The 15,873-nt window shown below is 37.3% G+C and carries 12 protein-coding genes; 4 read left to right on the top strand and 8 right to left on the bottom strand.

Going from position 1 to position 15,873, the window contains the following annotated elements:
• The first annotated feature begins 164 nt into the window (after window positions 1-164).
• The 4 genes from ACM5BR_RS17400 (at window position 165) to ACM5BR_RS17385 (ending at window position 4,942) form a co-directional block, all read left to right on the top strand.
• On the top strand, window positions 165-1,565 hold the full coding sequence (locus ACM5BR_RS17400; RefSeq protein WP_416829326.1) for a sensor histidine kinase: 1,401 nt from the start codon (window positions 165-167) through the stop codon (window positions 1,563-1,565).
• 129 nt (window positions 1,566-1,694) lie between these two features.
• Window positions 1,695-2,744, top strand: coding sequence for a selenide, water dikinase SelD (gene selD, locus ACM5BR_RS17395; protein ID WP_416829325.1), 1,050 nt, complete (start codon window positions 1,695-1,697; stop codon window positions 2,742-2,744).
• 22 nt (window positions 2,745-2,766) lie between these two features.
• Window positions 2,767-3,807, top strand: coding sequence for a tRNA 2-selenouridine(34) synthase MnmH (gene mnmH / locus ACM5BR_RS17390; RefSeq protein ID WP_416829390.1), 1,041 nt, complete (start codon window positions 2,767-2,769; stop codon window positions 3,805-3,807).
• A 220-nt stretch (window positions 3,808-4,027) separates the two neighbouring features.
• A complete protein-coding gene (locus ACM5BR_RS17385; protein ID WP_416829323.1) occupies window positions 4,028-4,942 on the top strand; it encodes a class I SAM-dependent methyltransferase in 915 nt (304 codons plus the stop codon).
• Window positions 4,943-5,095: 153 nt separating this feature from the next.
• On the opposite strand, the gene ACM5BR_RS17380 is transcribed toward ACM5BR_RS17385, so the two are convergent.
• The 8 genes from ACM5BR_RS17380 to ACM5BR_RS17345 form a co-directional block, all read right to left on the bottom strand.
• Window positions 5,096-5,905 (bottom strand): YitT family protein, encoded by an 810-nt coding sequence (locus tag ACM5BR_RS17380; RefSeq protein WP_416829388.1) that lies wholly within the window; start codon window positions 5,903-5,905, stop codon window positions 5,096-5,098.
• Window positions 5,906-6,276: 371 nt separating this feature from the next.
• Entirely contained in the window at window positions 6,277-7,908 is a 1,632-nt protein-coding gene (locus ACM5BR_RS17375; protein ID WP_416829321.1) for a thiamine pyrophosphate-binding protein, read from the bottom strand.
• 21 nt (window positions 7,909-7,929) lie between these two features.
• Window positions 7,930-10,743, bottom strand: a complete 2,814-nt coding sequence (locus ACM5BR_RS17370) for an EAL domain-containing protein (RefSeq protein ID WP_416829320.1) — start codon at window positions 10,741-10,743, stop codon at window positions 7,930-7,932.
• Window positions 10,744-10,769: 26 nt separating this feature from the next.
• Window positions 10,770-11,543, bottom strand: coding sequence for a hypothetical protein (locus ACM5BR_RS17365; RefSeq protein WP_416829319.1), 774 nt, complete (start codon window positions 11,541-11,543; stop codon window positions 10,770-10,772).
• A gap of 373 nt (window positions 11,544-11,916) precedes the next feature.
• Window positions 11,917-13,794 carry a molecular chaperone HtpG gene (htpG, locus tag ACM5BR_RS17360; protein ID WP_416829318.1) on the bottom strand — a complete coding sequence of 626 codons (1,878 nt, stop codon included), beginning with the start codon at window positions 13,792-13,794 and terminating at the stop codon, window positions 11,917-11,919.
• A gap of 227 nt (window positions 13,795-14,021) precedes the next feature.
• Complete coding sequence (locus ACM5BR_RS17355) at window positions 14,022-14,498, bottom strand: DinB family protein (protein ID WP_416829316.1); 477 nt, start codon at window positions 14,496-14,498, stop codon at window positions 14,022-14,024.
• Between the two features lie 208 nt (window positions 14,499-14,706).
• Complete coding sequence (locus ACM5BR_RS17350) at window positions 14,707-15,528, bottom strand: aminoglycoside adenylyltransferase domain-containing protein (protein WP_416829315.1); 822 nt, start codon at window positions 15,526-15,528, stop codon at window positions 14,707-14,709.
• A gap of 213 nt (window positions 15,529-15,741) precedes the next feature.
• Entirely contained in the window at window positions 15,742-15,861 is a 120-nt protein-coding gene (locus ACM5BR_RS17345; protein ID WP_416827797.1) for a zinc ribbon domain-containing protein, read from the bottom strand.
• Between the last annotated feature and the right edge of the window lie 12 nt (window positions 15,862-15,873).

Below are 15,873 nucleotides of genomic sequence, written 5' to 3'. Positions count from 1 at the left end.
GATTAATTAAACGTTTGAATAAATTCTTCCTATCCCACTATTCTAGAAGCCCTTCTTTATACTCCCATTCATCTGCTACACTCAATACATACGTTCTCGATTCAATTTTTCATAATCAATAAGAAAACAGCTGAAAACCTATGACAATATGGTTAAAATAAGATGTGGCATACACGAGAAACACGAATTATATCTTTATTTCCAAAATTTTGTTCCTAGATAGGTACAAGGAGTGGGCTATCATTTTAAGTAATGTAAAAGGCAAGAAAATTAAATTCATTATTTTTTTATCTATATGTTTATTTATGTGCCTAACGGCTGTAAACGTTATTGTATCCTATATAAATACAAAAAATGCAGTGGAAGTGACAGTAGGAAATCAAGGCATTGAAACAGCAAAGTCAATTGCGTCTTCCATGGACATTGATGCTTACAAACGCTTTCTTGCAGATCCTAGGGAAACACAGGACTATTGGAAGATTCATAACTACTTACAGGATGCTAGAAAGAAAACAGGTGTACTTTATGTTTACACATTAACGAATAACGATCCCCATGTAATGAAGGGTATGATCGTAGATCTTCCCGAAAAGAATTCCACAAATTTGATTGGTGGAGTTAGTTCAGTTCCTCCTGAGCAAGCCGCAAAGGCTTTCAAGGGAGAAACGTATTATACAGGTGTGATCGATGATAAAACATATGGACAATACCTATCAACCGGAGCACCGATTAAAGATGAAGCTGGTCATATACTCGGATATGTCGGAGTTGATATTAGCGTAAATCTACTTGATGATATTCGAAGCAAGGTCATTCAAAGCAGCTTAGCATCGTTTCTCTTCGATAGTATATTCGCCCTCCTGCTACTCTCTGTTTTCTATTTCATGCAAAAGTGGTATCGCATTGAATGGAAGAAAGAAATGGGGGAAACAGAAGAAACCTATCAACAAGAACTTCGATTATTAAATAATTCTGTTCGTTCACTTCGTCACGATTATTTAAATCATCTTCAAGTGCTATACGGTCTTCTTCAGCTAAAAAACTATGAGAAAGCTAACGAATATATGGCGAGTCTTGTCAAGGAAGCAACACTTACGAATTTACCTGTTTGGGTAGAAAATCCAGCCCTGCTCTCCCTCTTGCAAACGAAATGGGTTACAGCTCAGAAACATGGTATACCTCTCCTATTAGATATAGGAGATAGCTATTTTCATCAAATCAAAACAACGGATTTAATTAAAATATTATCTAACCTCATTGACAATGCCTTAGATGCTACTATGACCCTGCCGCTTGAAAAGCGAAGAGTAGAAATAAGCTGTAAGGCAAAAGATGAACATTATGTATTTATCGTCACCAATACTGGACCAATGATTCCACCTAAACAACAAATAAAGATCTTCCAAAATGGATTTTCTACTAAACGTAAAGAAGCAAATGAAATACGTGGACAAGGGCTATTTATTGTAAATGAAATGGTTAAGGGGTATGAAGGAACCATTACGGTCTCATCTAACGAGGAGCAAACTACCTTTTCCATCGACCTTCCCATTCGGAAAAAATAGTTAATAAATCCAAATTCTTAAGTTTGAAGCAGGTGTCTTACTGCCATTATTAGCGAGAAAAATCGCTCTTTTTTCAAATCGATCTTTATGTTCTATAATGGTACATAGAAATAGAAAGGCTGGTGTCTTATGACAAATTCTCAACACGTTAAACTTACTACCCTATCCTCAAAAGGAGGTTGTGGGTGTAAAATTGGTCCTGCAGATTTAGCTGAAGTTATGCGCTCCCTTCCACCTGCAGTAGAAAATCCAAATTTACTCGTTGGAATTGATACAAGCGATGATGCCGGAGTTTACCGGATAAATGATGATATCGCACTTGTACAAACCGTTGACTTCTTTACTCCTATTGTCAATGATCCCTATTCATTTGGACAAGTAGCAGCGACTAATGCAATTAGTGACATTTATGCTATGGGAGGTACACCTCTAACAGCACTGAACATCGTTGCGTTTCCAATTCATACATTAGACAAGCAAGTTCTTACGGATATTTTACGCGGTGCAGCAGATAAAATGAAAGAAGCAGGTGTAACACTCGTTGGCGGCCATTCCATTGACGACAAAGAGCCGAAATTTGGTCTAGCTGTTACAGGGCTCGTAGATCCAAAGAAAGTACGGACGAATGCAGGAGCAAAGCCTGGTGATAAACTTATCCTTACAAAGCCGATTGGCGTTGGTATTATGACAACCTCGATTAAGCATGAAGCAGTAACAGATGCAGAAATCGAACTCGTGACAAAGGTCATGACAACCTTAAACAAAACTGCAGCCGAAACAATGCAGCCTTATCATATTCATGCGTGCACGGATGTAACAGGCTTTGGGCTTCTCGGTCATACAACTGAAATGGCAAAGGGAAGTAACGTTGGCATCCATATTATAAAAGAACAAGTGCCAGTATTACCAAGAGTTAGAGAACTAGCAGAACAAGGCCACATTCCGGGTGGTACAAAAAATAATTTTGCCCATGTAAAGGAATCGATTACCTTCTCTCAAGAAGTAGATCAAATCGATCAATATATATTATGCGATGCCGTGACATCTGGAGGTCTCCTTATTTCTGTTGCAGGCGAAGAAGCAGAAACGCTGCTAGCAGACCTTATCAATCGTGGTGTAGAAGCAAGCATGATTGGAGAAATTGTTGCTGAACATCCTGGTCATATTATAGTGAAGTAACACAAGAGAGGAAATGATTCAATTGTTTCAAGACATTGAGATAGAAGAACTTCTTGATTTACGTAGCAAGAAGAAGCTTGTTTTCATTGATGTAAGATCCCCTTCCGAATTTGAAAATGCTACGATTCCAGGAAGCATAAATATACCGCTTTTTAATGATGAAGAACGTGCAGAGGTAGGTACAATTTATACTCAGCAAAGCGTACAGCTAGCAAAGGAGCGCGGTCTGGAAATCGCTTCAGCAAAACTACCAAGCTTCGTCAAAGCATTTCACGAGATTGACGAAGAGAAAGTTGTCTTTTGCTGGCGAGGCGGAATGCGAAGCAAAACATCTGCAACCGTCTTAGATCTTATGGGTATTCATACGTACCGAATTAAGGGAGGATTTCGTGCATATCGTAAATGGGTTGTGGAAACACTCGATCAGTTCGAAATTCAGCAGCCAGCTTATGTATTGAACGGCTACACAGGATCAGGAAAGACTATTATCCTTCGAAAGCTCTTGAAAGAAGGATACCCTGTTCTCGATTTTGAGGGAATGGCCAATCATAGAGGAAGCATCTTCGGACAAATCGGATTACAGCCGCACAATCAAAAAGCGTTTGATTCGATTCTTCTCGAAACCTTGCTCCCTCTTCAGCAAGCACCCTATGTCTTGTTTGAAGCAGAAAGCCAGCGTGTAGGAAAAGTTGTCCTTCCCCATTTCATCACAGATAAGAAAGAACAAGGAACAGAGCTTTTTATTGAAATACCAATGGAAGAACGAATTCGCAACATTTTAGAGGATTATCGCCCTTGGGAATATCAACAACAATTCATTGACGTTTTTGAAAGAATTAAAAACCGTATTCATACCCCAATCGCAGCAGACATTCATTCAGATTTACTAGCAGGCGATTTCGCTTCAGCTGTAGGGTTATTGTTAGAATACTACTATGATCCTCGATATGAATATACAATGAATCAATATCCAGAAAATCGGAGAATTCATATAAAAGCGAAGAATACAGAGGAAGCCTTTTTGAAAGTTCAAGAATTCCTTCAAGTAAAACAAAATGTGTAAAACAAAATGATCAGAAGAATCCCAAAGTCCTTTGAGACCCGGGATTCTTCTGATCATTTTTTGTTTGTCATTGTTACAGCAAAAACACTATTGACAAAACTAAAATTGTGTGTTATAATAAAATATTTATTTTACATTTTCGAAAATATCGTGTTATAATCCCCTTAGCGCTAAATGTCGATAAAGTAGTTAACTACTCTCTAATTAAGGAGGGGTTTTATTGAATAATCAGTCTAGCTTAACAGCGTTAGTCAGTGCCTTTGCTAGATCCTATCATTCACAACATGCTACCGATAAAATATTTGATGACTATCTTGCACACAAATTGCTTACAAGTGAGGAGTCTTCCCTCATTGAAAAAAATTTTGCACAATCGATATCCTTTTTTAATCCTGAACAAGCTTCCATATGTCAAAACGAAGAGGATGCATTAGACTGGGTAATGAACACACAATGTGTTCCGCAAACCGTTAGTCGTGCTAGATATGCAGAGGATTGTTTGGAACAGGCAATCAAATTTGGTGTCGAACAATATGTCATCCTAGGCGCAGGATTTGACACATTCGCCTTTCGTAGAAAGGATTTACTTCGGAATATTCACATGTTTGAACTGGATCATCCAGCGACGCAATCTTTGAAAAAGGAACGTATGAGGCAACAAGGATGGGATCTTCCTGACAAGCTGCATTTCATTCCTATCGATTTTATAAACGAAGATCTCACTACCGTTCTTAAACATACCCCTTTCGATTCTAATAAACGTACTTTTTTCAACTGGTTAGGTGTTACCTACTATTTAACAAAAGAGACTTTTTATCAGACATTTCGTTCGATTTCAAAAATCGCCCCAGCTAGGAGTATGGTTGTGTTTGACTATTTAGATGATGCAGCATTTATTCCTAACCAAGCATCGAAACGTATTCTGCAAATGCAAGAAATGACAAAGCGAGCTGGAGAACAGCTGCTAACAGGATTTGATCCCTTTACGATTGATTTAGAACTGCAACAAGCAAATCTATTACTATATGAAAACCTCTCACCTGAAAATATAGAGGAACGATATTTCACTGGGAGAGAAGATCATTTGCATGCTTTTGATCACTTTCACTTTGCACATGCTGTTATTGATAAGTAAGAAATTCTCCAATACAAAAAGCTGTCTCATGAGTCAATTTCAGAGACAGCTTTTCTTTACGTTTTCATATGGAGGAAATTACAATTCGTACTCCTAGCAAAGCATAATAGCTTCCAGATTGAAGCAAAAGGGTTGTTAGATCGTCGTACCTTCTCAAAGATCCATAAATCCTTTTCCAAATACATCCCGTACATCATGTACAATCACAAAGGCATTCGGATCGATTCTTCTAATTATCTTCTTCAATCTCACTAATTCTTGTTTATTAATAACAGCATATAGGATTTCCTTTGATTCTTGCGTGTAATTGCCGCGTCCGTTCAAGATGGTTACACCTCTTGCAAGTGTATAATTAATTTCAGTAGCAATTTCATCTTTATTGGAGGAAATAATTGTAACAGCCTTTTTCGTATTAATCCCTTCTATTACAAAGTCCATAATTTTCGTTGCAATATATAGCATCGCAATCGTACACATCATTTTCTCCGCACCAATGATAAAATACGTACCAAATACGACGATCAAATCAAAGAATAATAAGGCATAGCTTACATTCCAATCCCAAAATTTATTGGCAATTCTTGCGAGGATAACGGATCCAGCTGTTGTTCCCCCTACACGTATTATCAATCCGAGGCCAAATCCATTAATAACACCAGCAAAGACAACCCCGATTAACGGTTCCTGCAGCGGAATCGTCCAGCCAGCTGTCATATGCAAGAAGAACGAATTTGCAATAACAGCAACAATTGTGTACACTGTCGTTTTTGCATCCAAAAATTTATATCCTATTACTAACAAAATCGAATTTAACACGAGATTACTTACACTTGGAGCAATGTGGAACAAATAATATAAAATAATAGAGAGCCCTGTAACTCCACCTTCCCCTAAATGAATAGGAATAACAAACATATTTAGTCCTAACGCAAAACAAAATGATCCTGCGAAGATAAACAACATATCTTTCCAAGTACTCTTACTCAAGCCAATTCCTCCTTAAAAATGCAACAAAAAACCTTCCGCTGTTATAGAAGACAAGACACTTACTTATTTGTAGATTTCTATAATCTGCACACCGATCCATCTAAGAAACGAATATAGTCTGCTTACATATACTTGTCAACACTCCTGTAGATTTTTCTTCCCTTGCTTTTTTACTATCTTTCGTGCGATAATATGGGAGCGATGAGCTGAATTGTGTAAGTCGACGGACAGGCCGTAGGGCACACACGATGTGGCGTGTGGTTCGTCGCCTCAATCCCAAAAAGACGTTTGCAAATGCAAACGTCTTTTTTTATCTTATAGATACCTCAGAAAATTAGAGATACTCCTTACTTCCCAAACGAAGACAAAAATTTAACACGATCTCCCATCGGTGGTACATTGTTATCTACAAGTGATATTTCTAAAACAACAGGGCCTTTCTGTTCAAGCAAATTTTTAATTTCAGATTCCTTAATATCTTCCATCGATGTAACTCGATAGTTTGGCACTCCCATTCCTTCTGCAATGGCAGCAATAGAAACAGGCTGCTGTTCAAATCGTTCATGAACACGTTTATATTGCAGTGCATGACCATGATAAACCATTCCAAGGCGTGCATCATTCATTACAATAAATAATATAGGTAGATGGTACTCTTTTGCCGTTAATACTTCCATTCCGTGCATAAAGAAGCAGCCATCACCTGCAATACAAGCAACTGGTCTTGAAGAGTCTGCTAGGCTCATACCAATTGCAGAACCAATGGCCGTACCCATTGCCCCAAAGTGAACATTTAAATCAAAGGAATGAAAAGAAGGTACCTTCATATAATGAATCACATAGGACATGAATGCGCCAATGTCTACATTGTAGCGCATGGAAGCAGGGAAAATTTGCTGCAATGCTAATAATACATTTTGGGTATTATAGTCTTCTGTGAAGGAATATGTAACCTGGTTTAATTGCGCATGATGATTTGATTGTAACCCACGATGTCGTAATTCTTCTGCTAGAAGCAACAGTGTTTCTTTAACATCCCCTATTACTGGCAGGTCAACCTCATACTTCCGGCCAAATACAGATGCATCATGGTCAATTTGGATGATATATCGATTAGCTGTTAATCTATCATTATAGTTATTTGTTGCCGTTTCGCCGAGACTAGAACCGATAACCAATAGAAGATCCTCTTCGCCTTCATTGATTAGATGAGATGCTTGTTTATGACTCGCAAATCCAAATATCCCTTTATACAACGGATGTGATTCAGGCATTAAACCTTTGGCTTGCGGGGTTGTAACAATAGGCCAGTCTAATAGCTCTGCTACTTGGATCATCTCAGGAACTGCATAGCGTGTACCTTGTCCAACAAATAGAATGCCCTTGTGTTTTAGAAGTTGATCAGCAAGTACCTCAATTTCTTCCTTTACAGGAACAATCTTTTGTCTAGTCGGAAACTGCGGACAAACTACTGGCGAAATCTGTTCTAGCTGAAGATTAATCGGCATCGCTACATGAACAGGTCCTGGTACACCAGACAGAGCAATTTCAACGGCTTTTGCTACTTCGGTAACTAAGTCTTCCGCCTTTCCAACTGTTACACTGTATTTCGTAACAGGTCTGTATATTGGCTCTGCATTGAGCTCCTGAGAAGCATTTAATCCAACCGTATTCGTTGGAACTGCCCCTGTCAAGAACAGGATAGGAAGCTGTTCACGCATAGCATTCGCAGCTCCCGTAATCAGATTGGTGCCTCCCGGTCCGCTGCTGCCAATACAAACCGCCAGCTTCCCAGAATTTCTAGCATACGCCGCTGCCATATAAGCTGCAGCTCCTTCATGCTTCGCTACAATTGGAGTGATGCTTGGAATTGTATACAACTCGTCAAAAAATGCATTCACTGATCCAGCTGGAATACCAAAAATGTATTCAACCCCGCCAGAAACTAAATAATCGAGTACTGGTCTAACTGCTTTCATAATACCCCTCCTAATGTCATTCTAAATGATGATTGGATTTAATGTATTTGATAATAGCAAGTCGGTAAGCTCCTTTGCAGGAAGCGGCTTGCTAAAATAATACCCTTGTATAATGTTACATGCTTGTGATTGTACGTAGGCTAGTTCTTCTTCCGTTTCCACTCCCTCGGCCGTCACATTTAAATGCAATAGATGAGCCAGACTTATAATAGTGGAAGTGATTGCTTTCATTTTCGGATCCACCTTACAATTTCGGATAAAGGATTGATCAATTTTCAAATTATCAATTGGAAAGTCTTTTAAATAACGCAAGGAAGAGTAGCCTGTGCCAAAGTCATCAATAGCTATGGTAATTCCGAGCTTTTTCAGCTTATGCATTTTTTCAATAGCTGAACTTCGAACAATTACACTCTCTGTAATCTCAATCTCTAAATCACGCGGAAATAAATTCGTTTCCGCTAAAACATTCGCAATGATTGTATCGATATTTGATTGATAAAACTGTCTTGTCGAAACATTAACTGCAACGCTCAAATCAGAAAATCCCATTTCCTGCCATTTCTTATTTTGTGCACAAGCTGTCCGCAGGACCCATTCCCCGATGGAAAGAATTAATCCAGACTCTTCTGCCAATGGGATAAATCTAGCTGGAGAAACAAATCCTAATTGAGGACTCTTCCACCTTAGAAGTGCCTCTGTTCCAATAATTTTCCTTTTGCATAAATCTACTTTCGGCTGATAATAAACTTCAAACTCTCCCCGCTCTAAGGCAGTATGCAGACTATTTAATAATCCAGCTCGTTCCATACTTTCTTTATTCATAACAGGTGAATAAAATTGATAACTATTGCCGCCATGTTCCTTTGAACGATACATAGCTGTATCTGCATTGGCAATAAGCATTTCCACTTCCTCTGCATCTTTCGGATATAAGCTAATTCCGATGCTCGCCGTTGTAAATAATTCATGCCCTTCAATAGAAAAAGTAGCACTGAGAGTCTTGAGCATTGTCTCTGCAAGGATGGATAGTTCTGATGTATCACCTATATTCTCCATCAATACAAGAAACTCATCTCCACTTAGACGTCCCAGTATCGTATTCTTTTTCATACAGCCAAGCAGCCGACTTGCTACATGCTCCAGCATCTGATCCCCCATGCTATGTCCTAACGTATCATTAACAAGCTTAAAGCGATCTAAATCAAGAAACATAATACCTACCAAACCTTGATTCATTTTCGCTTTATCAATGGCTCCTTTTATTTTCTGATGCAAAGAAAACCGGTTTGGGAGCTGTGTAATTGAATCATAATAAGCCTGATAATGAATCCTTTGCTCTAACATTTTCCGCTCGGTTATATCCTTAAAAGTAACAACGATTCCAACTATCTGATTCCCTTCTCTTATAGGGGTGCTTACATATTCAATAGGAAAAATTGTCCCATTATTTCTTCTAAAATATTCATCGTTGCATTGCTGCACGTTTCCTTCCGTTAATGCCTTGTATAACGGGGATTCTTCAAATGCATACTTGCTCATATCCCCACGTAGATGATAAATCACTTCTTCATGAGACTTTCCAACAATTTCGTTTACTGTGCTTCCAAACATTTCTGCTGCTTTTGGATTACAAAATGTAATCGTTTTCTTAGCGTCCAATCCATAAATCCCATCACCAACAGAATTCAAAATAAGCTCATTTTGTCTACTCAGTTGCTGAATTTGAGTAACAACTGTTTCAAGCATCGTATTTTTTTCACTAATTTCCGCCGTGCGATTTTCTACAATCCCCTCCAAATTTTCCCTGCGCAAAATATTAGCAAGTGCCGTTCCCGAAGCATCAACAATCGATTGAGCCAGTTGGGTCTCATACTCTTCATAACTACGAGAAACACCAAGACTCACAACCACAATCGCACCTAATACTTCCCCCATGGCTATCAGCGGAAATAGGTACATTCCTCGAATGTTGAAATTCTCTATTATTTTTTTATTCGGCCTTGGATCTTGGAGCACATCAGGGATAATTACAGGTTTCTTTGTATTTATCACTTCGATAAAAACGGGATCATTCTTAAAATCAGCATTCAGCCTCTCATGTTCTTTTTTCCAATCTTCTTCATCCCAATCACTATCGTTGCTTAATCGCGTTGGATCTACTTTATCTTCAACCGTATCTACGATATGAACACCTATATTCGTATTTTGAAGAGCTTGTCCTACATAGCGGAAACACACTTCAAATGCTTTCTGGCTGGTCATACATAAAGATAGCTCCCTCGTAGCATCGAGTAACAATTGTTTTTCAGCAAGAAGGGCTTGCTTTTTAGAAAATAAGCGGGTGTTTCGAATTGCTACCGCTGCCATATTTACATATGCCTCAACAGATTCTATTTCACTTTTCTTTAAGTCTAAAAATTTCCCATAATTAAACAAAAAGACTACACCGAAAATTTCTTCCTCATAACTGATAAGCATGCCTAGCAATGATTTAATTCGGAAATTTTCAACAGGCTTCATATCCGGTCTATTATCAAGATCCGTATCAGGGATATAGATGCCTTTCTTCGTTCGAAGCATTTCCCGCAATAATAAATCATTGTTTGGATCAATAACATGCTGATCTAATGTTATCCCATTAATTGTGTCGGGCTTCCCTACAAAGCCACGAAATGTCCCATCACCTTGTGGAAGATAAATTCCTACAGAATCACATTGTACAACCTCTTCAGAAATTGCTGTGACAACGTGTTCCAGCGCTTCATGCAGATCTAACTTTGAATTTATAAGCTGTGTGATCTTTGCAAGCTTGGAAAAACGTGTGTTTTCTGGCATAGAAACCTCCGATCTCACCATCCATGCTAGCGAGTCCTACATGCTAAATTGGAATAGTTGTTTTGAATAATTTCCATCAGAAGACCCAACGTTTGACCTTTAAAGGAATCAGCAACCGGTTCTCCAGTGGGGTTTACATAGTATGAAATACCTGTATTCTCGTTATAGTTGTACCCGAGTTTACCTAAAGCCTCTTGCAGTACATCCGGCAATCCTATACATCCTGTTTGCTCAGTAAAATATTGGGTTGAATATATCTTTACTTCTACATCTCTAATATCTGTATACACAGAAAATAAATCATGTTCATGCCGCGTAATCCATTGGCCTTTTGAAAACAAAGAAAAATGAGCGTTATTTAACAAAGATATGCCATCTAGATTCACGCCAAAAATGTCATTAATCACACTTCTTATATGCTGACCCGTACTATTATTTCCATTCCATTCAAGATAAGTATCCATTACATCTGTTTGCTTCATAAGCATTATTGTTGAGTCAAGCTCAGTAGAAGAAGGCGCAACATAGAATTTCTTTCGCATTGCTTCCATTATATAGGAAGGATAACTTGATCTATATTGATTCTCAATTATGTCTAAATCGATTTCAAAGATATGTTTTACAAGCTTTCGAACTTCATATCCAGACAAAGCTTGATCATATCCTTCTAAGTAATCGTCCATTCTTTCTACCTTGCTCATCTGTTGGATTTGATCATCCAATTGATTTGACTTTGAATCTACTTCAGGGTCTATTCTCACTTGCTTTATGACAGTCGGAATCCTATTCTTGTTTTCCAAATCTTCTCACCTCTTTTTGCATGGTTTCGTTGTTAGATTCAATTGATCGTATATTTAGAAAACTACAGCAGCAATATATACTGATGTAAGATCCATCATAAATATAAACAGAAAGTGATATATTCTATTTTACTTTTACCATATATATAAATGGAAGAGAAATATTATTAATATAATGTTAAATTATCACCGAACATGAATATATTAAAATATTCTTCTTTAGACTATCATAGCTTAAGAGAAGTTACGGTACAACTAACGAAGTAACTTTTTTATTTTATCACTATTATTATTTTCTTAATTGTGTTGTAAAGAAATAAGAAAATGAAACAAAAAGACCGCCATCCGGCGATCTTTTTTGTTAATTCAAACCTCACACCATAAGCTTACAAATATCATTCGTAAACTCTACTGGATCTTCAATCGATAATCCTTCGATTAGAAGTGCTTGGCTATATAATAAATTTGTATATAAAGCTAATTTCTCCTTGTCCTGTTCAAAAACAGCCTTTAAGGAATGGAATACTTCATGATTCGTATTAATTTCGAGAATTTTATCTGCTTTTACATTTTGGTTATTCGGCATGGATTGCAATACTTTTTCCATTTCAATCGTTAATTCACCTTCCGTAGAGAAGCAGACCGGATGGGTTTTTAAGCGTTTGGAAGCTCGTACGTCTTTTACCTTACCAGATAGGATTTCCTTCATAGCTGTAAGAATCTCTTTATTGTCTTTGTCTTCGGAATCATTATTTTTTTCTTCTTCTGCTTCAATACCTAAATCTCCGCTAGATACGGACTTAAATTCCTTCTCTTTATAGTTCATGAGCATTTTAATTGCAAATTCATCGATATCTTCCGTAAAGAAGAGAATTTCATATCCTTTGTCAGCTACTAGCTCTGTTTGCGGCATCTTTTCAATACGTTCATACGATTCACCAGAAGCATAGTAGATATATTTCTGATCCTCTGGCATTCTAGATACGTATTCATCAAGTGTTACCATCTTCTTCTCTTTTGAAGAATAGAACATAATTAAATCCTGAAGTACATCTTTATTTGCTCCAAAATCACTGTAGACACCGTATTTCAACTGTCTTCCAAATGCAGTATAGAATTTCTCGTACTTTTCACGATCATCTTTCAATAGACCCTTTAATTGGCTCGTAATTTTATTCTTAATGTTTTTCCCAATTAGTTTCAATTGTTTATCATGCTGCAGAATCTCACGTGAGATGTTAAGTGATACATCTTCAGAATCAACCATTCCTTTAACAAAGCTATAGTAATCTGGAAGCAAATCTCCGCATTTTTCCATGATTAATACGCCATTTGAATAAAGCTCAAGACCCTTTTCGAATTCCTTTGAATAATAGTCGAATGGGATATTCTCAGGAACAAAAAGAATCGCATTATATCGTACTGCACCGTCAACTTTAATATGGATATGCTTTAATGGTTTGTCAAAGCCGTAACGCTTTTCTGCATAGAAGTTCTCATAATCTTCATCCGTTAGCTCGCTTTTATTCTTTCTCCAAATTGGAACCATACTGTTAATCGTTTGTTCTTCTTGGTAATCTTCGTATTCATTCTCGCTGCCGTCTTTTAATCTATGTTCCGTTACATCCATCTTAATTGGGTAGCGAATGAAATCTGAGTATTTTTTCACAATTGCTTTTAGACGATATTCTTCCAAATATTCATCATAGTTCTCGTCTTCTGTATTTTCTTTAATCGTAAGTACAATCTCAGTACCCACTTCGTCTTTCCCACATGGTTCGATCGTATACCCATCTGCACCATGGGATTCCCATATGTACGCTTCATTGTTTCCTAACGCTTTACTCTTCACAGTAACAGCATCAGCGACCATAAAAGCAGAGTAAAAACCTACACCAAATTGGCCAATGATATCGTAGCCGTCTTTTAATTCCGTTTCATTCTTAAAGGATAACGAGCCACTCTTCGCAATAACACCAAGATTATTCTCAAGCTCTTCCTTCGTCATTCCGATACCTGTATCTACAATTGTTAAAGTTCGATGTTCCTTATTTGGTACCACTTTAATAAAATAACTGTCTTTGTCAAAGCTGAGCGTATCATCACTTAACGCTTTGTAATACATTTTGTCAATGGCATCGCTAGCATTCGAAATTAGCTCTCTCAAAAAGATCTCTTTCTGAGAATAGATAGAATGAATCATCATATCGAGAAGTCGTTTGGACTCCGCTTGAAATTGCTTTTTTTCCACTGCAAACTCTCCTCTCAAATAATAGGATGGAACAGACCTATATGGGCCTTTAGCACTCTATTTCATCAAGTGCTAATCATTCATTTAATAACATATCATGTAGGATATGTCAATCTTTCATGAAAAAGTTGAATGTATCTTATCTCATCCGAAACAAAAAACACCACTACTCGTGGTGTGAAAATAGATCATCTTCTATTTCAAATTCTATATTGGATTCTAGGCAATTATAGTTTCTCGTTAATCAAACGTTTGATTGTTTTAATTGCATCAAAGTGCATCCCTTCATGAAACAAGACAAAGCTAAGTGCTTCTTCTACAGTGGAAAAAGTCATTCCAGAAGAAGTTGTGAACGGCTTCTTGAGCTCTTCTGTTAGTCGTTGTTCCAATACTTGCTCGATTCTATAAGGTTGATCTTGCAGGCACGTAATCAATTCTTGAAAGGAAGGAACTTGTTCATCCCAATCCGTTGGCTTTGAGCCTGGACCAAATAATTTGATATAAGACTCCGGCATATTCATTTTTTCTCCTGTTAACCCAAAAGCAAATCTTTCTAGTACAAAATAGATATGTCCAAGATTCCATTTGATATTGTTGTGAAAACCTTGTGGTATAAGAAGTATTTCTTCCTCTTTCATATTTGCTACACTACGAATCGTATTCTCGCGGACAAATTGTATTTGTTTGAAAATATAATGACTCATTTTTTTCCTCCTATTCTATAATTTAAAGGTTAGATACTGATGATTTCATATTATCGATCATTAGAGCAATTAACATTTACATGTAAGCTGTCGCTTCTTTCTTAGTTTTTTATTTCGAGATTTTCCTTTATTTTCCCTTTTTTCTATATATTTCATATTAATTCTTTGCACTACTTTTTCTACAAATAAGGACACAGCCCTTCTTTTTTCAGTTTCTCTGATATATGCTATTACATTCATTCCATATGTATTTCATACATTCAATTCCATCATTCATTCGTTGTTTTTTCGAAGGGTAGTGACGTATCGTTTCCCCTTTTCGAATATGAAGTGCTTCTTTTATAATTGGATGCCATCTTTCTGGCATATGCTGTAAGGCATACTTACTAGCATCAATTTTTGAAGTAATATCGCATTCCTTAAGCGTATAAAATTGACGAAGCATTCCCATAATCGACCATTCTATTTCCATGTCTACCATATTACTAGGTATCAGATGAGCGACTACTATCATATTCTCATTTTTTTGGATACGATGAAGCCAATAGGTGTTCATATTATCGATTACATAATTTCGTAAAATCTGATCATCTACATCAAAATGGAAAGATGTTAGTTCTGGTCCTATAATGGATAATCCTTTGTTCTTCAGAATCCACCACATAATTGGATTTGTAATGCGATCACTCTTTATCATCTTACCATCATTGTAGTAGAATCTTTGTTTCGTTTTCATTACCGTTTCCTGCTTCCCTACATCCTCCTGTAACAGATAGCATCCATCCATAGCTATAGTGTGGGTCTTCTCAATTTCTTGATGTAGTTTCTTTAAATGAAGTGCTTCTGACTTTGTCAGCTGACGTTTTATCACAGCAAGAAAGTCAATGTCACTTGACTGTGGAATATACGCGTTTAGTGCAATGGAGCCGTGTAAATATACCCCTGTTAGTGTATTTGGTATCTGTTTATGGAACAAGGATATATATTCATACAAGGTGTTTTGAACAGGAACGGGAATTCTTGCATCCATAGGAATCCCCCTTTTTTTATTCCGATTAATATTTGTTCTTCATTTTAAAGCGTTACTGCTACTAAAAACATAAACAAATGTACTCAATGTCCACTTATTTACGCTAGATTTTTCCTGCTTCATGGAACCCGACCTCGCCACTTGCCCGCTACTATCGTGGTATGGCTCTCTACAGGCGTACATTCCGAGGTAGCCCCCCGTACTCACTTTCGATTACCTTGCGGTGATAACCGTAAAGTCTTTTGCATATTTCAGATTTAAACTGGCATTAAAATCTCTATCCATTTCCATTCCACAAGTGTCGCATTTGTATGTCCTTTCGGATAATGGCAATTGAACTTTCTT

The sequence above is a fragment of the Ectobacillus polymachus genome (genome assembly GCF_048159605.1).
GTDB lineage: Bacteria > Bacillota > Bacilli > Bacillales > Bacillaceae_G > Ectobacillus > Ectobacillus polymachus.
Note: the sequence above shows the minus strand (reverse complement) of the source record. Positions and strands in the feature narration are given on the sequence as shown.

Bases quoted from the DNA above. Each gene is read 5' to 3' on its own strand.
- ACM5BR_RS17380 (WP_416829388.1), bottom strand. From the start codon at position 5,905: ATGTTGTTTATCTTCGCAGGATCATTTTGTTTTGCGTTAGGACTAAAT.
- ACM5BR_RS17355 (WP_416829316.1), bottom strand. From the start codon at position 14,498: ATGAGTCATTATATTTTCAAACAAATACAATTTGTCCGCGAGAATACG.
- selD (WP_416829325.1), top strand. From the start codon at position 1,695: ATGACAAATTCTCAACACGTTAAACTTACTACCCTATCCTCAAAAGGA.
- ACM5BR_RS17370 (WP_416829320.1), bottom strand. From the start codon at position 10,743: ATGCCAGAAAACACACGTTTTTCCAAGCTTGCAAAGATCACACAGCTT.
- ACM5BR_RS17375 (WP_416829321.1), bottom strand. From the start codon at position 7,908: ATGAAAGCAGTTAGACCAGTACTCGATTATTTAGTTTCTGGCGGGGTT.
- ACM5BR_RS17350 (WP_416829315.1), bottom strand. From the start codon at position 15,528: ATGGATGCAAGAATTCCCGTTCCTGTTCAAAACACCTTGTATGAATAT.